General features: G+C 72.5%; 16 protein-coding genes. 8 read left to right on the forward strand and 8 right to left on the reverse strand.

Annotated elements, in window-relative coordinates; all coding sequences use genetic code 11:
• Positions 1-384 precede the first annotated feature (384 nt).
• The 3 genes from ACZ5XS_RS31750 to ACZ5XS_RS31760 form a co-directional block, all read right to left on the reverse strand.
• On the reverse strand, positions 385-1983 hold the full coding sequence (locus ACZ5XS_RS31750) for a transporter (protein WP_468657118.1): 1599 nt from the start codon (positions 1981-1983) through the stop codon (positions 385-387).
• Positions 1980-2774 (reverse strand): ABC transporter ATP-binding protein, encoded by a 795-nt coding sequence (locus tag ACZ5XS_RS31755; protein WP_468657120.1) that lies wholly within the window; start codon positions 2772-2774, stop codon positions 1980-1982. Before ACZ5XS_RS31755 ends, ACZ5XS_RS31750 begins: the two co-directional genes overlap by 4 nt.
• A gap of 108 nt (positions 2775-2882) precedes the next feature.
• Positions 2883-3545 (reverse strand): bifunctional DNA primase/polymerase, encoded by a 663-nt coding sequence (locus tag ACZ5XS_RS31760; protein ID WP_468657122.1) that lies wholly within the window; start codon positions 3543-3545, stop codon positions 2883-2885.
• A gap of 284 nt (positions 3546-3829) precedes the next feature.
• Between ACZ5XS_RS31760 and ACZ5XS_RS31765 the strand changes: the two genes are divergently transcribed.
• Entirely contained in the window at positions 3830-5215 is a 1386-nt protein-coding gene (locus tag ACZ5XS_RS31765; protein ID WP_468657124.1) for a transcriptional regulator, read from the forward strand.
• A gap of 162 nt (positions 5216-5377) precedes the next feature.
• Here the strand turns inward: ACZ5XS_RS31765 and ACZ5XS_RS31770 are convergent, their stop codons facing one another.
• Complete coding sequence (locus ACZ5XS_RS31770) at positions 5378-5776, reverse strand: hypothetical protein (protein ID WP_468657282.1); 399 nt, start codon at positions 5774-5776, stop codon at positions 5378-5380.
• A 183-nt stretch (positions 5777-5959) separates the two neighbouring features.
• On the opposite strand from ACZ5XS_RS31770, the gene ACZ5XS_RS31775 reads away from it, so the two are divergent.
• A complete protein-coding gene (locus ACZ5XS_RS31775) occupies positions 5960-7504 on the forward strand; it encodes a hypothetical protein (RefSeq protein ID WP_468657272.1) in 1545 nt (514 codons plus the stop codon).
• Between the two features lie 63 nt (positions 7505-7567).
• On the opposite strand, the gene ACZ5XS_RS31780 is transcribed toward ACZ5XS_RS31775, so the two are convergent.
• Positions 7568-8875 (reverse strand): ABC transporter substrate-binding protein, encoded by a 1308-nt coding sequence (locus tag ACZ5XS_RS31780; RefSeq protein WP_468657126.1) that lies wholly within the window; start codon positions 8873-8875, stop codon positions 7568-7570.
• A gap of 171 nt (positions 8876-9046) precedes the next feature.
• Between ACZ5XS_RS31780 and ACZ5XS_RS31785 the strand changes: the two genes are divergently transcribed.
• Entirely contained in the window at positions 9047-9493 is a 447-nt protein-coding gene (locus ACZ5XS_RS31785; protein WP_468657128.1) for an SCO4402 family protein, read from the forward strand.
• A 47-nt stretch (positions 9494-9540) separates the two neighbouring features.
• Positions 9541-10422, forward strand: a complete 882-nt coding sequence (purU, locus tag ACZ5XS_RS31790; protein ID WP_468657129.1) for a formyltetrahydrofolate deformylase — start codon at positions 9541-9543, stop codon at positions 10420-10422.
• A gap of 117 nt (positions 10423-10539) precedes the next feature.
• Here the strand turns inward: purU and ACZ5XS_RS31795 are convergent, their stop codons facing one another.
• Together ACZ5XS_RS31795 and ACZ5XS_RS31800 are read right to left on the reverse strand one after the other, a co-directional pair.
• Complete coding sequence (locus ACZ5XS_RS31795; RefSeq protein WP_468657131.1) at positions 10540-12051, reverse strand: zf-HC2 domain-containing protein; 1512 nt, start codon at positions 12049-12051, stop codon at positions 10540-10542.
• Positions 12048-12629, reverse strand: a complete 582-nt coding sequence (locus ACZ5XS_RS31800) for a sigma-70 family RNA polymerase sigma factor (RefSeq protein ID WP_468657133.1) — start codon at positions 12627-12629, stop codon at positions 12048-12050. Before ACZ5XS_RS31800 ends, ACZ5XS_RS31795 begins: the two co-directional genes overlap by 4 nt.
• 354 nt (positions 12630-12983) lie before the next feature.
• On the opposite strand from ACZ5XS_RS31800, the gene ACZ5XS_RS31805 reads away from it, so the two are divergent.
• Entirely contained in the window at positions 12984-13364 is a 381-nt protein-coding gene (locus tag ACZ5XS_RS31805; protein ID WP_468657135.1) for an STAS domain-containing protein, read from the forward strand.
• Positions 13365-13512: 148 nt separating this feature from the next.
• Complete coding sequence (locus ACZ5XS_RS31810) at positions 13513-14025, forward strand: EF-hand domain-containing protein (RefSeq protein WP_217243070.1); 513 nt, start codon at positions 13513-13515, stop codon at positions 14023-14025.
• An 8-nt stretch (positions 14026-14033) separates the two neighbouring features.
• Here the strand turns inward: ACZ5XS_RS31810 and ACZ5XS_RS31815 are convergent, their stop codons facing one another.
• Positions 14034-15554, reverse strand: a complete 1521-nt coding sequence (locus ACZ5XS_RS31815; RefSeq protein ID WP_468657137.1) for a class I adenylate-forming enzyme family protein — start codon at positions 15552-15554, stop codon at positions 14034-14036.
• A gap of 142 nt (positions 15555-15696) precedes the next feature.
• Between ACZ5XS_RS31815 and ACZ5XS_RS31820 the strand changes: the two genes are divergently transcribed.
• Both ACZ5XS_RS31820 and ACZ5XS_RS31825 read left to right on the forward strand, forming a co-directional pair.
• On the forward strand, positions 15697-16851 hold the full coding sequence (locus tag ACZ5XS_RS31820; protein ID WP_468657139.1) for an acyl-CoA dehydrogenase family protein: 1155 nt from the start codon (positions 15697-15699) through the stop codon (positions 16849-16851).
• 1 nt (position 16852) lies between these two features.
• Positions 16853-17770 carry an acyl-CoA dehydrogenase family protein gene (locus ACZ5XS_RS31825; protein WP_468657141.1) on the forward strand — a complete coding sequence of 306 codons (918 nt, stop codon included), beginning with the start codon at positions 16853-16855 and terminating at the stop codon, positions 17768-17770.
• Positions 17771-18265: the final 495 nt, after the last annotated feature.

Genomic DNA, 18265 nt, shown 5'->3' on the forward strand with positions numbered 1-18265 from the left:
GACCGACGTCAGTTTCTCGGGCTCCGCCCAGGCCCCGCCGAAGGGCCTGCCCAGGGCCTCGCCCCGGACTGGGTCCTAAGGCCCGGCGGGCCGACGGCGTGTGCCGTGTGCGGGTGCTCGGGGGCTGGTCGCGCAGTTCCCCGCGCCCCTGGGGGTGTGACCGACGTCAGTTTCTCGGGCTCCGCCCAGGCCCCGCCGAAGGGCCTGCCCAGGGCCTCGCCCCGGACTGGGTCCTAAGGCCCGGCGGGCCGACGCCGTGTGCGGGTGCTCGGGGGCTGGTCGCGCAGTTCCCCGCGCCCCTGGGGGGTGTGACCGACGCCAGTCTCTCGGGCTCCGCCCAAGGGCCTGCCCAGGGGCGCGCTTCCGGGCTCCGGCCCGTCGGACTCACCCCTTGCTGACCGCCGTCAGGATTTCCGGCAGCTGTCGAGCCGTGCGTGGGGCCGCCAGCCGCAGCCCCGCCTCCGTGATCGCGGCTCCGTAGACCGTGCCCACCGGCAGCAGCAGCCAGCTCCACTGGTCGCCGCCCTCGCTGACGTTCAGCCAGATCGTCCCGGCGATGACGGGGGCGCAGAGCAGGGACGCCGAGACCATGCCGCCCAGGATGGCCATGAAGGCGAGCCCGGACTGCCCGGGGGCCACGTTCTTGTAGCCCTCCTGCGGGATGGAGTACGGGAAGCGGGCGGAGGTCCACGCGCCGGTCGCGAGCATCGCGCCGAGCAGCGCGAAGGACAGCCCGAGCACCTCGGGCAGCTTCGGCCAGTCGTCGAGCAGGGCCGTCGTCAGGACGGTCACCAGGGTGGCGTACGGCAGGGTGATCACCAGCAGGGCGAGCGCGCGGGCGCGCAGTTCGACGTAGGCGTCCCGGGTCGAGGAGATCGTCAGCGCGACCATCCAGAACGCGGAGGTGTCCTGGCCGAACTGGTTGTACATCTGCACGCCCAGCATCCCGGCGGCGAAGCAGGCGAAGTAGATCGAGCCGCTGCCCTGCAGGGCGTTGAACACCGGCACGATCAGACCGATGGCCAGCGACGTCACCCAGGCCGCCTTGGTCTTGGGGTCGCGCCACACATAGCGGAGGCTGCGTTCCATGACCGTGCCGGTGCGACCGGCGGGCAGCAGCCGGGACAGGCCGGTCGAGGTCCGCTCGCGGGCCCCGGAGTCGGCGGACTGGAGCGTGGAGCCGTCCGGCGCGGTCATCAGCCGGGTCAGATGCCGCGACCAGACGGCGACCAGGGCCACCAGGGCGGCGGCGGTCAGGGCGAGCTGGAGGACGGCGACGCCGTACGACCCCTCGCTCGCGGAGTCCGCCGCTCCGATCGCGGATGCGGGCGGCACCCACTTCAGCACGTCGGCCGGCCCGTCCAGCTGGCCGAGACCACCGGAACCCAGCCGCTGCGCACCGAAGTTGACGACCTGCGCCCCGACCGCGATGACCAGGCCGCTCAGCACCGCGAGATCCCGGCCCTTGCGGCTGGTCAGCAGCCGCAGGTTGGCCGCGGCGACGGCCCGCGCGAGCGCCACGCAGACCAGGAGCGCGAGGACGGCACCGACGACTCCGACGACGTACGCCACACCGCCGTGCGCGACCGACACGACGGAACCGGCCAGCATGCACAGCGTGAACAGCGGCCCGATGCCGACCAGCGAGGACACGAGCAGCGCCCGCACCAGGGGGCGGGGCCGCAGCGGCAGCATCACCAGGCGGGTGGGGTCGAGGGTTTCGTCGCCGCCGGGGAAGAACAGCGGCATCACGGCCCAGCCGGCCGCCAGCAGCGCGACGAGCAGCACCACCACGGACTCGGCGTGCGCGTGCCCGCGCAGCGCGATCAGGCCGATCAGCTGGGCCGCGGAGACGAGGAGTACGGCGACGACCGAGGCGACATAGGCGGCCCGCCGGCCACTGGACTGCCGGAGCCCGTTGCGCAGCAGCGACAGCTTCAGCCGGACGACGACAGGGGTGAGGGAGGTCGTCACGGTGCTCATCGGGCCGTCCCGCCGCCCAGCCAGTCGAGGTGGGAGCCGGTGTCGCGGCCGTTCGCGCCGACGAGTTCCAGGAAGGCCCGTTGCAGGGTCGGCGCGTCACCGCGGACCTCGGCGAGCGTTCCCTGGGCGCGGATGCGGCCCGCGGCCATCACCGCGACCCAGTCGCACAGCGACTCGACGAGCTCCATGACGTGGGAGGAGAAGACGACGCTGGCGCCCGAGGCGGTGTAACGCTCCAGCACACCCCGGATGGTCTGCGCGGACACCGGGTCGACGCCCTCGAACGGCTCGTCGAGGAACAGCACTTCGGGGTTGTGGAGGAGCGCGGCGGCGAGCCCGATCTTCTTGCGCATGCCGGTCGAGTAGTCGACGACGAGCTTGTGCTGCGCGCCCGCCAGGTCGAGGACGTCGAGGAGCTGGGTGACCCGCTTGTCGACCTCGGCGCCGGGCAGTCCGCGCAACCGCCCCGAGTAGGCGAGCAGTTCACGCCCCGACAGCCGCTCGAACAGCCGCAGCCCCTCCGGCAGCACCCCGATCCGCGCCTTCACCTCCACCGGATCCCGCCACACGTCGTGCCCGACGACCTCGACGGACCCGTGGTCGGGCCGGAGCAGTCCGGTGATCATGGAGAGCGTGGTGGTCTTCCCGGCCCCGTTGGGTCCGACGAGCCCGATGAACTTCCCGGCGGGCAGATCCAGATCGATCCCGGCCACGGCGACCTGTTGCCCGAACCGCTTCCAGAGCCCCCGCACCCGCACGGCCGCTGCGCCCGTCACTGCTTCCGACGTCATGGATGCACCATACGGCGGGACAACCTGGCCGACGGGCGCGGGACTGCGCCCGATGTGCGGCTCCGCCGCGTGGGCGCGACAGGCCACGGCACACCCGCGGCCGCGGAACTACCGGTCCCGCCCACACGCATAGGCGAGCGGCGAGATCAACTCCTCGGCGTCCGGCAGCCACCGGTTCGCCGGCGTGGGGCGACAGGCCCACTGCACGGCCCCCCGGGACCCGAACCGGGTGGGCGGCCCGGCGACGTACTCGCCCTCACCCAGTGCGACGAGATCGAGCGACGACGGGGACCAGCCCAGCTTCCGCACCAGCTCCGGCACCTTCACCGAGGCCCCCGGCAGCACGAAGAACTGCATCCGCCGGTCCGGCGTCAACGTCACCGGCCCCAGCGTCAGCTCCATGCGCTCCATCCGCGCCAGCGCGAGGAACCCCGCCGTCTCCGGGACGGAGATCGCATCGAACGTACGCCCCGTCGGCAGCATGATGGACGCCGTCGGCTGCTTCTGCCACATCCGCCGGGCGACGGTCGCACTGCCGGTCGCCTGCGTCGCCCAGTCCTCGCGCGCCGGATGCGCGCCGGGTACGGCGCACGCGGCGTCGCCGCACGAGCAGCACTGCACCCCTTCGACGGCTTCCAGCCAGGTGCCGGGAAAGACGTCCCAGTGGCGCTCCTCGGCGTAGCGTACGGCTGTCTCCAGCAGCGATTCCCCGCGCTGCTTCGGAATCTGAACGGCTTCGGTGCCCGCGATCGTCTCTTCCACGCTGAACACAACTCCCGCGCTCACCTCGGGTTACGGGCGTAGCGCGCGCGGGGGAGGAGCATCGGTTCCGCATCTGGGGCGCATGGATGCATGTGCGGGGGCGCGCAGGAGGAAGCGAGGCGTGAGCTGGGTAGCCAGGTGTGGGGGCGGCATCCGCCTTTACCCCGGCAATCCTCGCATGCCTCGCATTTTCGCTCTCTTGGCGGGGCATTGATCTTCACGGCCGGAAATTTTCGGTGGAAGACACGTCAACTCGGTGCGTGGGCAGGCACCGCAGCCACAGGGGGTACGCCATGGCCGCAAGGCCTCTCGTCGCGCGGCAGCCGAACGAACGGTTGCAGGCGCTCATCCAGGAAGCGGGCTGCTCCAACGCGGGGCTCGCCCGCCGGGTCAACATGTGCGGCGCCGAACACGGTCTCGATCTGCGCTACGACAAGACGTCCGTGGCGCGCTGGCTGCGCGGACAGCAGCCACGCGGACGCGCCCCGGCGATCATCGCGGAGGCGCTCGGCCGCAAACTCGGCCGTACGGTCACGATCGACGAGATCGGCATGGCCAACGGCAAGAACCTCGCCTCGGGGGTCGGCCTCCAGTTCTCGCCGACGGTGCTGGGAGCCATCGAGCAGGTGTGTGAGCTGTGGCGCAGTGACGTGGGCCGCCGGGACTTCCTGTCCGGTTCCTCCGTCGCCGCGTCCGCGCTGGTGGAGCCGAGCCGCGACTGGCTGATCTCCTCGCCGGACTCGCAGGTGGCGCGTTCGGCGGGGCCGCGGGTGGGGCCGTCCGACGTGGCGGCGGTCCGCGCGATGACCCAGGCCCTGAGCGACCTGGACCACCAGTACGGCAGCGGGCATGTGCGCCCGGTCGTCGTGCACTACCTCAACAGCGTGGTGTCCGGACTGCTGGCCGGCTCCTACCGGGAGGCGGTCGGCCGAGACCTCTTCGCCGCGGTCGCCCGGCTGACCGAACTCGCGGGCTACATGGCCGTCGACACCGGCCAGCCGGGCCTCGCCCAGCGCTACTACATCCAGGCCCTGCGGCTCGCGCAGGCGGCGGGCGACCGTGGCTACGGCGGATACGTGCTCGCCGCCTCCATGAGCCACCTCGCCGCACAGCTCGGAAACCCGCGTGAGATCGCGCAGTTGGCGAGGGCGGCACAGGAGGGCGCGCGTGGGCGCGTGACTCCGCGCGCGGAGTCGATGTTCTGCGCGGCGGAAGCGCGCGGGCACGCGCTGATGGGCGACGCGAGGGCGACCCAGGTGGCGTCCGGGCGCGCGGTGAGGGCGCTGGAGCAGGCGGACCCGTCCGCCGGGGACGACCCCGCGTGGATCGCGCACTTCGACGAGGCCTACCTCGCCGACGAGTTGGCGCACTGCCACCGGGACCTGGGACAGGCCGAGGCGGCGGCGCGGTGCGCGCGGGAGTCGCTGGCCGGGCACCCGGAGTCGCGGGCCCGTCGCAGGGCCATCGGCTACGTGCTGCTGGCCAGTGCGCAGGTGCAGCAGCGGGAGGTGGAACAGGCATGCAACACCGGCATGAAAGCGGTGGAGTTGCTGGAGACCCTGCGCTCCAACCGGGGCGCCGAGTATCTCGACGACTTCCAGCAGCGGCTGGAGCCGTACCGGGACGAGTCGGTGGTAAGGGAGTTCGGGGCGCGGCTGGACCTTCAGGCCGCGGCGTGACAGCACCGGGTACCGGAGCGTGAACGGCAGGGAAACGAAGGCACCCGAGGCGAAAGGGGCTTGTATACAGCGGATGGGGGCCGGTTCTGCCACGGGCTCAAAGTGATCTGTTATCGCCGTCACAGGGACGCAGGTCACGTCATGAGCTGCGTGGCACCCGGCTCAGGGGACCCGGTAGCGTGAGCCGACGATTCCGAAGGTCCCCCATTCGTAGGAGTCCCGGTGACGCAGAGTGGACAGGGCGAGGAGCCCTCGCCGCGTGAGGCGCGCGAAGGCATCGTGCTGCCCTCCGACGGCGGGGAACCCCTGCTGCCGGGAATGACGGGCGGATACGGAGGGAACGGCGGGTACGGCGGCCAGAACGGCCCTGGCGGCCCGAACGCATACGGCGGTCAGGGCGAACACGGCCGCCAGGACGCCCAAGGCGGGCAAGGCGCGTACGGCCGACAAGCCGAACACGGCGGCCCAGGTGCGTACGGCGGCCAAGGTGAATACGGCGGCCCAGGCGAGTACGGCGGCCAAGGCGAGTACGGCGGGCAGCAGACCGGCTCCGGTCGTCACGCGTCGCCGTCCGGTCCGCCGTCCGGTCCGCCGTCCGGTCCGGCCGGTGGTCAGGCCTGGGGCACGCCGTGGGGACCCGACCAGCACCAGGCCCCGGCCCCGCCGCCGGGTCAGGGCTGGCCGAGCACATCCGACCGGCCGTGGCGCTCACCCGACCAGTCCTGGGAGCCGGCGTCCGGCACCCTGCCGGCCGACGGATCACAGGCGTACGGCGCCGACACCTACGGCTCTCCCACGCCTCCCGCAGGCCAGTACGGCCCGCCCGGCACTGACGCCTACGGCTCTCCTGGCGCGGGGGCGTCTCAGCCGTCCGCTCAGCCGGCCGCGCACGATGCCTCCCTGCCGCCGGCCGACGCTTATGGCGCTTCCGGCGCCGGGGCGCCTCTCCCGCCCGCTGCCGATCCGTACGGCTCTCCCGGCGGTGGTGCGCCCATGCCGCCCGCAGGGCACGGTGTTCCGGACGCCGCTCTTCCGGCGCAGGGGCGCGGTGGCTCGCACGCCTCCCCTCCGCCTGTCATGCACCGTGGCGGCGGGCATGCCGCCCCGCTGCCGCCGGCGGACGAGGGTGCCACCCAGTACCTCCCGCCCGTCGCGGCCGCGGAGGGCGGGGGCGCGCAGTATCCGGAGCCCACGGCCGCGCAGGCCGCCGACGAGGGTGCGACGCAGTACATACCGCCGGTGGGCCCCGGGGCGTTGCCGCCCGAGGTGCACGCCGAGTCGCCCGGGGAGTCGACGCAGTTCCTGGGGCGTGCCCCACAGGGCGGCGGCCACCGGGCCGGAGCGGGGCACCGGTCCACCGCCGGTCCGATGCCGTCCGCAGGGCCGCTGCCGCCCGTGTCCGGCCCCGATGCCGAGGCCACGCAGTACATCGCGCCCGTGCCCGGGCAGACGGGCGGGGACCGGCAGCCGCCCGCCGAGTTCGACAACCTCTTCCGCACGGGTCCGGGCGGCGCGGCCCCGGCCGGGGCGACCCAGCAGATGCCGCGCTTCCAGCAGCCCGCGCCCGGCGCCCAGCCGCCGTACGGGCAGGCCGCGCAGCCGTCGTACGCCGGTCCGCCCGAGACCCCCACGTACGACGGCGGTGGCCGAGGCGGCCGTTCAGGCTCGCGGCTGCCGCTGATCGCCGCCGTCGGGATCGGCATCGTCGTCCTCGGTATCGGCGCGGGCGCGCTGCTCGCCGGTGGCGGGAGCGACGACGACAAGGGCGACAAGAAGCAGACCGTCTCGGCGACGGCTCCCGCGACCCAGGAGTCGGCCTCGCCGTCGGCCGACCCGGCCCGGGAGCAGGCCGTGGCGCTGGACAAGCTGCTGGCGGACAGCGGTGACAGCCGCACCGCGGTGATCAACGCGGTGTCCGACGTGAAGTCCTGCAAGAACCTCGGCCAGGCGGCCAAGGATCTGCGGGACGCGGCACAGCAGCGCACCGACCTGGTCACCCGGCTCGCCGGGCTCACGGTCGACAAGCTGCCCGACAACGCGGCGCTGACCGACGCTCTCACCAAGGCGTGGAAGGCGTCCGCGTCGGCCGACAACCACTACGCGGCGTGGGCCGACCAGGCGGCCGGCAAGAAGGGCTGCAGGAAGGGGCAGGCGCGCACCACCGCCCAGACCCAGGCCGGCAACCGGGCGAGCGGCACCGCCAGCGCCGAGAAGACCCGGGCGGCCGGGCTGTGGAACACGATCGCGAAGCAGTACGGCCTGACGGAGCGCCAGCCGACCCAGCTGTGAACCGGGCCCGCGGCTGAGGGGCTACGGCCCCTCAGCCGGCTCACTCGGCTCGGCTCAGCTCACTCAGCTCAGCTTGGCGTCCTTCAGCGTGGCCGTCACGTCCGTGAAGCCCTTCTTCGCCGACACCAGCCGCCCGGACCGTACGACCTGCAGGGTCACCTCGGTGTTGACCAGGCGCGGGAAGCCGACGGACGCCAGCCGGGCCTGGAACTCCCAGCGGAGGGTCGGCGTCAGCCCGTCCGTGTCCACCTCGAGCCCGTTGTCCAGGGCCCTGCGCACGGAGTCGGCGCTCACCTCGTCGTCGCCGAGCGACTCGACGGCAGCCCTGAGCACCGTGTAGGCGATCCAGGTGGTCTGCACACCGGCGTCCGCGGGGTCGATCCGGTTGTCGCCGAAGGCCTTCTCGCTGATGACCTTCTTCATCGCGTCCCAGCGGGCGTCGGTCTCCACCGGGTACCAGCCGGTGATGTACGACCCCTCGTACGGCCCGGACTGCCCGCCGGAGGCGTCGATCACCGTCTGGTCGACGCTGCCGAGGACGGTGCCGGTGCGCACCTGCGGGTAGTCCTCGCGGGCGCGCCGGAAGGAGTCCATGAAGGTTCCGGTGCGGTCGCCGATCGCGGGGACCACGCACCCCTTCTTCGCCGTGTCGGTGGTGGAGCTCTGCAGGGCCCGTTCCGACTGCTCCGAGTACTGGGTGGCGTCCTCCGGCGCCCGCAGGTCCTCGGCGGCCGGGTGCCCGCCCGCCGTCAGGCCGGAGTCGAGCAGCACCGGCAGTTCGTCGCCGGCGATGGTGTCGGGCCGGACGAAGGTCACGGGCCCGCAGCTCGGGGCAAGCGCCTTGCCGAGGCCGGCCAGGAGGGTGGGCGCGCCGCCGTTCACGGGGTAGGAGAGGGGGCTGGTGAACTCGTCGGTGGTGACGCCGTAGCCGCCGATGTAGGGGATGCCCGCGCCTTCCAGGGGCGGGAAGAAGGAGTCGCTGTGCTGGCTGTAGGAGCCGACCACGGCGTCGACCTCCTCCTTGACCGCGCGCCGGGCGCACCTCGCCGCGGCCACGCTGTCGTTGCGGTCGTTGCAGGTCAGGACGGTGATCTTGCGGCCGTTGATGCCGCCCTGGTCGTTGATCCAACGGGCGTAGGCCTGTGCGAAGGCGGGCATGCCGGGCTTGTTGGTCGCGTCGGTTTCCTGCGGGGCCCAGGTCATGACCTTGATCGGGTCGGCCCCGGAACCCCCCGTGGCGCCGGGGACGACCCCGCAACCGGCCGTCAGCGACGCGCAGGCCACCAGTGCCCCCACGGCCAGGGCGGTGGCTCTGCCGGGCCGGGTGGACATGGGGAGGAGGGTGCTGCGGATGCGTCGCCTGCCTGTCATGGGCACACACGCTTCCGTCACATCACTAACCCGGGAGTGACCCTTGGTTATGGATGGGTGACGTACGGGTGAACAGCGGGGTCAGGTGAGGTCCCTGAGGAGCGGAACGTACGATCGACGACCGTGCAAGGTTCGGAGAACTCTTCCCGTCGCGGCCGTCGCTCGTCCACCATGGGCGACATGCCTCAGAACGACATGCCCTGGTGGCGCTGGCGCACCAATGTGCGCTCCGCGCTGCACATGCTCTCCGATCCGGCGTTCCAGCAGAACGTCTGGCTGGCCGGTGCCGAGGGGTACGGGGACGTCACCGACGCCGTGTACCGCCTGGTCGAGGACACCTGGCTGGACAACTGGTCCGCCGAGAAGTACGTCGGCACGATCTTCCGGGACTCCCAGGAGGCGGCCCTCGTCGACACCGCCGTCCTGCGGGTGCTGCGGATCATGCACCAGGTCGGACCGGACGCCCCGGTCTCCGTCTACGTCGACCACGAGGGCTGGCCGGACGCGGTACGGGCGGCGCGTGACGCGCACGTACGGATGGCGGCGGCCGACGGCGAGGACCCGGACGCGCCGCCGCGCACGCTCGAGGTGCTGCGGATCCTGACGCGGTCTGCGTAGCGAGACGGCGGGACGGTCCCGGAGCCGGATATGGGACCCTGTGCTGCATGAACGCGCAGTCCAGCCAAGCCGCCGCTCCCGCCGACCAGTACGTCCTCACCCTCTCCTGCCCTGACAAGAAGGGCATCGTGCACGCCGTGTCGAGCTACCTCTTCATGACCGGGTGCAACATCGAGGACAGTCAGCAGTTCGGTGACCACGACACGGGACTGTTCTTCATGCGGGTCCACTTCTCGGCGGAGGCGCCGGTGACCGTGGACAAGCTGCGGGCCAGTTTCGCGGCGATCGGTGACGCCTTCCACATGGACTGGCAGCTCCACCGGGCCGACGACACGATGCGCATCGTGCTGATGGTCAGCAAGTTCGGCCACTGCCTGAACGACCTGCTCTTCCGCTGCCGGATCGGCGCCCTTCCGGTGGAGATCGCCGCCGTGGTGTCCAACCACACGGACTTCGCCGAGCTCGTGGGGTCGTACGACATCCCCTTCCACCACATTCCGGTGACCAAGGACACGAAGGCGCAGGCCGAGGCGCGGCTGCTGGAGATCGTGCGCGAGGAGAACGTCGAGCTGGTCGTCCTCGCCCGCTACATGCAGGTCATCTCCGACGACCTGTGCAAGCAGCTCAACGGCCGGATCATCAACATCCACCACTCCTTCCTGCCGAGCTTCAAGGGCGCGAAGCCGTACCACCAGGCGCACGCGCGCGGTGTGAAGCTGATCGGCGCCACCGCGCACTACGTGACCGCCGACCTCGACGAGGGGCCGATCATCGAGCAGGAGGTCGAGCGGGTCGGCCACGGCGTGACGCCGGACCAGCTCGTCGCGATCGGGCGGGACGTGGAGTGCCAGGCGCTGGCGCGGGCCGTGAAGTGGCACGCGGAGCACAGGATTCTGCTCAACGGCCGCCGGACGGTTGTTTTCGCCTAGGAGCTCGAGGGGTTCTGTTCCGGGGCGGGTGCGGGTGCGTGGGGGCTGGTCGCGCAGTTCCCCGCGCCCCTTGAGGTAGGACCAGCCGGCCGGCCTTTGAGGGCCGGCAACCCGCCCCTACATCCGGCTCAAGCTCGCCGCCGCGAACAGCACGTCCCTGATCGCCTCCCGGTCACCCAGCTGTCCCGCTGCGGCCTCCGCAGGAGACACGTGGCCCGCCGCAAGCCGGCAGAACTCCACGCCGTCCAGGGCGACATGGGCGACCTCGTGCTCGGCGGAGCCCACCGCGCCGGGGGAGTCCAGGGGGATCAGCCACTCGCCGCCGCCGTGTCCCTCGATCTCCAGGCGCAGGCTGCGGCCCGGCTCGCCGACCGGTACGAGGTGCCGGCCGGGGGCGGGTGCGGCCAGCCCGGTCCGGCGGCGGACGGCCAGCACGGTGGGCAGCATGCGGGCCGCGAGGTCGATCATGCGGTTGAGGTGGCGCGGGGACGGCGGGCCGTACGGGTAGTCCACCGCCTCGGCGATGTCCTCCGCGTGGACCCAGCACTCGAAGGCGCGGTCCAGCATCGCGTCGTGCAGCGGCAGTTCGAAGGCGCCGTACGGGACCGCCAGCCTGCCGCCGCCTGCCCCGGGCCCGGTGCCATCCGCGCGGGAGGTGTCCCCGCCGGTGAACGACACCGTGCGCACCAGCTCGTGGCTCTGCGCCCGCCAGGGCATCCGCACCGAACGGGTCGGCGGGAAGTGCGAGGCCCGCCAGTACGCCTCGGTCCGCGCGGCCGGTGTCGGCGCGTCCGCGGTGATCTCGCCCAGCGGGTCGTCGAGGCCGAGGGCGAGCGCGACCAGCCCGTCGACGGTGAGCAGGTGCGCGATGACCCCGGCGACGGTGGTACGACGGCTCGTCGCCTCGTCGGCCTCGAACCAGCGCAGCCGCACGGGCGCGTGCCACTCGGCGTCGCCTATGTCCTGGAGCAGGGCGTCCAGGCGGGCCGTCTCGGCGTCGTACGGCGTCGCCCAGACGGGCACCGGGATGCGCGGCGGGCGCCGGTCGAGGCAGCCGTCCAGGACGCGGGTGCGCAGGCCGGGGTCGAGGTCGAGGCTCTCGGGGCGCTGCAGCAGGCCGACCGCCTCCCGCAGGCGCAGGGCCTCGTCCGCGCAGCTTCCGCAGTCGCCGAGGTGTTCTTCGACGGCCATGGTCTCCTCCGGCGAGCAGGCGGCCAGCGCCCACGCTCCGAGGAGCGCCTTGAGGACGTGGTGCTCCAGGACGAGCGGCGGGGCGGGCGCCGGTTCCGCCGGCGCGGGCAGCGGCCGGTCGCCGTCCTCGACGGAGGCACGGGGCATGGGTATGCGGGGCGCCCGGCCGGGAGCGGGGGCGCCGCCGGGAGCGGGGCGAGCGCCGGAGTCGTCGCCGGGCCCTGCCGGGCCGCCGTGTGCGCCCGGGTCGCCTGCCTGGTCGGGTCCTTGGCCGTCGCCCTTGTCGTCGCCCTTGTCATCGGGCTTGCCGTCGGACGTGTCGTCCGGCAGGTCGTCGTCGGGCTTGCGGGAGCCGTCGCCGCCTTCCCGGCCTTCCTGTCCTGCCTCTCCCTCGTCGTCGTGCTCGTCGTAGGCCTCGAACCGGTCCGTTCCGCTCATGCCGCACCCCCGTACCCGGGGGGTGCCCCGGGCGCTCCGGCGTCGTGGGCGGTGGACAGCAGCTGCAGGCCGAGGCGGAGCCGGCGGCGGGCCTCGTCCTCGGTGACGCCGAGGTCGGCGGCGGTCTGGCGGTAGTCGCGGCGCTGGAAGTAGGCCAGTTCCAGGGCGGCACGCAGGGGCGCGGGCATGGACTGGACGATGTAGTCGGCGCGGGCGGCGACCGAGGCGTGGCGGACCTTGCGCTCCAGGTCCTCGGCGGTGCCGTGGCCGTCCCGGGTCAGGGCGGCGGTCTCGGTGGCCCGCAGCCGCTGCACGGCGAGGCGGTGGGTCAGGGTGGCCACCCAGGTGCGCAGGGGGCCCTGCTTGGGGTCGTAGGCGTCGGGGTGCTCCCAGACGTGGGTGAAGACCTCGCGGGTGATGCCGTCGGCGGCGCGTTCGTCGCCGAGCACGCGGTGGGCGAGGCCGTGCACGAGGGAGGCGAAGCGGTCGTAGAGCTCGCCGAGGGCGGCCGCCTCACCGCGTGCGAGCCGCTGCTGCATCTTGCGGTCCCAGCGGGGCGGTGCGTCCTTCTTCGCCATACGGCCCCCTCGGTCTGCCTGTGTCCCGGCTTGTGTCTGTGTCAAGCCTGCGCCCACCGTCTCCTCGAATGTAGTCGGCACCTCCGGCCGTGCACGCCCCTTTGTTCCAATGCGCGCCCCCGTCGGCCGCCAGGTGGTAGTGGACCTTTGCGGTGGGCTTTGCGGGGACCTTGGCGGCACCTACCCCCGCATCGGTCGGTCAGACCTGATCGAACAGGATCGAATACGACGGAAACAAGCCTCTTTCGCCTTCTTCCCGTTTCTGGGCCCGGGTTTCAGGGAACGGCCGCTGGGCAGCCGCGCTGCAAGGAAGCGTAGGGACGACTTCCGTTTGCTTTCCGGCGAGCGAAGGGCATGGTGGTGGCGTTCAATGTGACCGGAGGTGGGCACGGCGAGTGGGCCGTGCTCCAAGTGACAGGCGAGCTGGACCTGGTGACGTCGCCCGTGCTGCGTCAGCGGGTGCACGACGTGATCGCCGAGGGCGGCCACAGCATCGTCCTCGACCTCTCCGAGGTCTTCTTCTGCGACTCCAGCGGCGTCGGCGTCCTCATCGCCTCGCGCCGCCTCATCCGCTCCTGTCAGGGGCAACTCCGCCTGATCCTCCCGGCCCGGGGCGCGGAGGACGGCTCCCACGTCAACAGAGTCCTGGGCGCACTCGGCGTCCGCCGGCTGTTCGACGTCCACCCGGACCTCGACTCGGCGGTGAGCACGGAGGCCGACCCGCTCTCGGCGTGACGCCGGGTCGTACGCCTGTGCCACACCGTTGTCCCAAAATTCCCCCGGTCTTGGCACAAGGGTCGCTTTCCCGCGCCCGGAGGGCCTTCCACGTCGTACGCTCCGTGCCAGATGCACCCACACGTCACGTAAGGCGGCACGAGAAGACATGGTCAGCAGCGAGTACGAGCGCAGGATCGCCGCCCGGTTCGCCACCTTCGACCAGGACGGCAACGGCTACATCGACCGCGGCGACTTCAACGTGGCGGCCAAGGCACTGCTCACGGAGTTCGGCACGGCGGCCCGCTCCGACAAGGGACAGGCCCTGTACCTCGGTGCCGAGGCCTTCTGGCAGGGCATGGCCGGCATAGCGGACCGGGACGGTGACCAGCGCATCACCCGCGAGGAGTTCGTGGGCGGCGCGGTCAAGCGCCTGCGTGACAACCCCGAGGGTTTCGCCGAGATCGCCCGCCCCTTCCTGCACGCGGCGCTCGCCGTCGCCGACCCGGACGGGGACGGCGCGGCCACCGTCGAGGACACCGCGCGCGTGCTCAGGATCCTGGGCGTCCCGCAGGACATCGCGGAGACCGCCGCGAGGGCACTCGACGCGGACGGTGACGGCAAGGTCGTCGAGAGCGAGATCGTGACCGCCTTCGCGCGGTACTTCACCGTCCCGGAGTGACCGCGGCCTCACGTCCCGGGTGGACCTGAAAAACGCTCCCGGAGCTTGTACTTGAGCACCTTCCGCAGGGTCTCGCCCCGCGGAAGGGCGTCCACCACCTCCAGCCGCTCCGGCAGCTTGTGCGTCGACAGCCCTTCCGCGCGCAGGTACGAGGTCACCGCGTCCAGGGTCAGTTCCTCGGCCGCCGAAGGCCGCTGCGCCGCCTCGACCACGGCGCAGACCAGCTCCCCGCGCTCCGCGTCCGGCAGCCCGATCACGGCCACGTCCCCGACGCCCGGATGCCGGTGCAGCAGGTCCTCGATCTCCTGCGCCGAGATGTTCTCGCCCTTGCGGATGATGACGTCCTTGAGCCGCCCGGTGAGGACCAGATGGCCGGTGTCCGTCAGGCGCCCGAGGTCCCCGGTGCGCAGGAACCCCTCCTCGTCGAAGGCCTCGGCGGTCTGGGCGGGATCCAGGTACCCCCGGCACACGGCCTCCCCGCGCAACCGCACCTCCCCGTCCACGATCCGTATCTCCATCCCCTCGGGCGGCCGTCCCTCCGTCGTCGCCAGCATCTCCGGGGTGTCGTCCGGCGCCCCCATCGTGATCATCGGCACCTCGGTCATGCCGTACCCGTGGGTCAGCTGCGCCCCCATCTCCCGTACGACGGCGTGGTACACCTCCGGCGGCTTGGGCGCCCCGCCGCCCGCGAGCAGCCGCAGGGAGGGAATGACGGGAGTGCCAGGCTGTTTCCGCTGCTCGGTCAGGAACATCGAGTAGAACGCCGTCGACCCGCCCGCCATCGTCACCCCGTGCCTGCGGTACCCCTCCAGCGCGTCCGGCAGCGCGAACTGCTCGAAGAGCACCGCCGGGAAGCCGTACAGCAGCAGCATCACCATGTAGTCCGGGCCCCCGATATGGGCGTAGGGGAAGGCGATCGAGCCGACGTCGGAGGCGGAGGGACGGAGCGCGTGGGCGAGGCAGGAGCCGCCCGCGAGCAGCGAACGGTCGGTGTGCAGTACGCCCTTGGGGGACGAGGTGGTGCCCGAGGTCCAGTAGATCCAGCGGACCGAGGTGCCCTCGGCGGGCGGCGGGGGCAGCGCGGACGGGTCGCCGTCGGGCAGGCGGTCGTACGCCTCGATGATCCCCTTCGCGCCGAGCCGCCGCGCCATCTCCGTGTGGTCGAAGCCGCGCCACTCGCCCGGCACCGCGAAGTACTCCGCCTTCGACTCGCGCAGCGCGAAGGCGACCTCGCGGTCCCGGTAGAACGGGATCACCGGGCTCTGTACGGCGCCCAGGCGGGCCAGCGCGAAGGACAGCACGGCCGTCTCGATGCGGGTGGGCAGCTGCCAGGCGACGACCGTGCCGGGGCGTACGCCGAGGCCGTACAGCCCCGCCGCGACCCGCTCGGACCGGTCGCGCAGCTCTCCGAAGGTCAGCGCGCGCTCCTCCTGGAGGAGGACCGGGCGGTCGGGGGTGAGGTCGGCGCGGCGGCTGACCAGGTCCCAGAGGGTGCGGGACGCGCCGAGCGCGTGGGCGGTGTCGTTCACAACGGCCCCCAGTGAAGCTGACGGACAGTCAGATGGTGCGCAGAGCGTAGGGCTCGGTGCCTTGTCGGTCCAGAGGCACGGGGCTAGCCTTCCCGGGAGTCGTATCTGATGGAGCGTCAGGTGACTGCCCGGGAGGCCGCTGGTGGATCTCGCCCACTCGCCCGACGAGGAGGAGTTCCGGGCGCGGCTGAAGGAGTGGCTGGCGAAGGCGCTGCCCAGCCTGCCGCCGAAGCCGTCGCCCGACGACTGGCCCGGGCGCCGCGCCTACGACCTCGGCTGGCAGCGCATGCTCCACGACGCCGGGTACGCCGGACTGCACTGGCCCGTCGACGCGGGCGGACAGGGCGTCACCCCGACCCAGCACCTGATCTTCCTGGAGGAGACCGAGAAGGCCGGCGCGCCCTACGTGGGCGCCAACTTCGTCGGACTGCTGCACGCCGGGCCGACGATCGCCGCCGAGGGAACGCCCGGGCAGCGGGCACGCTGGCTGCCGCCCGTGCTGCGGGGCGAGGAGGTCTGGTGCCAGGGCTTCAGCGAACCGGACGCCGGCAGTGACCTCGCGGCGCTGCGCACGCGCGCGTGCCGGGACGGCGACGACTACGTGGTGACCGGTTCCAAGATCTGGACCTCGCACGCCGAAGTCGCCGACTGGTGCGAACTGTTGGTGCGGACCGACCCCCACGCGCCGAAGCACCGGGGCATCACCTGGCTCGCCCTGCCGATGGACGCCCCGGGGATCACCGTTCGGCCGCTCAGGACCCTCGCCGGGTCGGCCGAGTTCGCCGAGGTGTTCCTAGACGAGGTGCGGGTGCCCGTCGCGAACCGGGTCGGCGACGAGAACGACGGCTGGCGGGTGACCATGGTGACGCTGTCCTTCGAACGCGGCACCGCCTTCGTGGGCGAGGTCGTGGCCTGCCGGCGCGTACTTCGCGAACTCGCCCGCACGGCACGCGCGAACGGGCGCTGGGACGATCCCGCCCTCCGGCGACGGCTGGGCCGGCTGGAAGCCGAGTTCCGCGCCCTGTGGCGGCTCACGCAGTGGAACGTGAGCGAGGCCGAGGCGAGCGGCGGCGTACCGGGCGTGGGGGGCTCGGTCTTCAAGCTGCGGTACTCGCAGGCCCGCCAGCGGCTCTACGACGCCGCCGCCGACGTCCTGGGCCCCGACCGCCTCGACCTCGACCGGCCGTGGGTGCTCGACCGGCTGTCGTCGCTGTCGTACACCATCGCCGCCGGGACCTCGCAGATCCAGCGGAACATCGTGGCCGAGCGGATCCTCGGACTGCCGAAGGGGCGATGACGTGCGTTTCAGGCTGACGGACGACCAGCGAGCCCTGCGGGACGGCGTACGGCAGCTGCTCGCACGCCGTTTCGACCGCGAGGCGCTGTGGGCGGCCGTGGCGGCACCGGGGCTGGACCGCGCACTGTGGCGGGAGCTCGGCGCGGCCGGGTTCTTCGCGCTGCGGCTGCCGGAGGCGGACGGCGGGGTCGGACTAGGGCTGCCCGAGGCGGCGTTGGCCTTCGAGGAGGCGGGGCGGGTGCTGCTGCCCGGGCCGCTGGTGGCCACCCATCTCGCGGCGGGCAGCGTGCCGGGGGCGGCGTCGGGAGAGGTGGTCGTGGCCGCCGTCGACGGGGGCCTGGTGGAGTGGCTGGCGGAGGCGGACGTCGTACGCGGAGAGGCGTCCGGGGCCGTGCCCGTGCGGTCGGTCGATCCGCTGACGCCGCTGCACCGGGTGGCCGCCGAGGCCTCCCCGGCCCCCGTCGGCACCGGGCGCGCCGGGGACCCTGCCCCCGCATTGGGCTCCCCGGATCCCGTCGCCGTCCTCCTCACCGCCGCCGAGCAGCTCGGCACCGCCACGCGCGCGTGCGAGCTGGCCGCGCAACACGCCCGGACGCGTGAGCAGTTCGGGCGGCCGATCGGGGCCTTCCAGGCCGTCAAGCACCTGTGCGCCGAGATGCTGGTGCGGGCGGAGGTGGCCCGGGCGGCGGTGTACGCGGCGGCCGTCACCGCCGACCCGGTGGACATCGCGGCGGCCCGGCTGCTCGCCGACGAGGCCGCCGTGCTCGGCACCCGGGACTGTCTCCAGGTCCACGGCGGAATGGGCTTCACCTGGGAGAGCGAGGTGCACCTGCATCTGAAACGGGCGTGGGTGAGGGCTCAACGTGGCGGCACGAACACGGAGAGTGAGGAGGCGCTCGCGGCCGATCTGCTCGCCTGAGCGGCGGAGAGGCGGAGTGGGCTGGGGTGTCGCCGAGGCGGCCGGGACGGATGTCGCGGATTGTGGCATACCGGAATCACGGAGCGTTGATATCGGGTTGTGTCCTAGGTGTGACTCGTCACGTCCCGGAGTCGGTCGGTCGCTCCGGTACCTTGTGTGGGATGCGAATGGTTCCGGGCACGAGCCATGCCGGTGCCGCCTTCGAGGCGGCTCCGGATCCGGCGGTGCGCGCCGCTGTTCGCAGGGCAGGAAGGCCGTCGGCCCCTGCTTGTTCGACTTCCCTCGACGAGCGTCGCACAGTATGGCGCACGGGTACTCCTTCGCGCTGGAATATGCCCGAAGCGCTTGTTGGGGTGACTGTACGTCAACCATGCTGTCTCATAAGGGATTCACGTTCCGTGACCCCGGCTTTGGCCATTGTTCTGGCCATGCAAAAAATGGCTACGATCGTGGCCCTCGTGAGGCGCGAGGCTATGTGTCCGCCGGTTCGGATGG

It is taken from the genome of Streptomyces sp. NPDC033131 (assembly GCF_055578365.1).

Excerpts from the sequence above, each read along its gene's own strand:
- ACZ5XS_RS31750 (WP_468657118.1), bottom strand. The coding sequence starts at position 1,983 with ATGAGCACCGTGACGACCTCCCTCACCCCTGTCGTCGTCCGGCTGAAG.
- ACZ5XS_RS31755 (WP_468657120.1), bottom strand. The coding sequence starts at position 2,774 with ATGACGTCGGAAGCAGTGACGGGCGCAGCGGCCGTGCGGGTGCGGGGG.
- ACZ5XS_RS31765 (WP_468657124.1), top strand. The coding sequence starts at position 3,830 with ATGGCCGCAAGGCCTCTCGTCGCGCGGCAGCCGAACGAACGGTTGCAG.
- ACZ5XS_RS31780 (WP_468657126.1), bottom strand. The coding sequence starts at position 8,875 with ATGACAGGCAGGCGACGCATCCGCAGCACCCTCCTCCCCATGTCCACC.
- ACZ5XS_RS31785 (WP_468657128.1), top strand. The coding sequence starts at position 9,047 with ATGGGCGACATGCCTCAGAACGACATGCCCTGGTGGCGCTGGCGCACC.
- purU (WP_468657129.1), top strand. The coding sequence starts at position 9,541 with ATGAACGCGCAGTCCAGCCAAGCCGCCGCTCCCGCCGACCAGTACGTC.
- ACZ5XS_RS31795 (WP_468657131.1), bottom strand. The coding sequence starts at position 12,051 with ATGAGCGGAACGGACCGGTTCGAGGCCTACGACGAGCACGACGACGAG.
- ACZ5XS_RS31800 (WP_468657133.1), bottom strand. The coding sequence starts at position 12,629 with ATGGCGAAGAAGGACGCACCGCCCCGCTGGGACCGCAAGATGCAGCAG.
- ACZ5XS_RS31805 (WP_468657135.1), top strand. The coding sequence starts at position 12,984 with ATGGTGGTGGCGTTCAATGTGACCGGAGGTGGGCACGGCGAGTGGGCC.
- ACZ5XS_RS31810 (WP_217243070.1), top strand. The coding sequence starts at position 13,513 with ATGGTCAGCAGCGAGTACGAGCGCAGGATCGCCGCCCGGTTCGCCACC.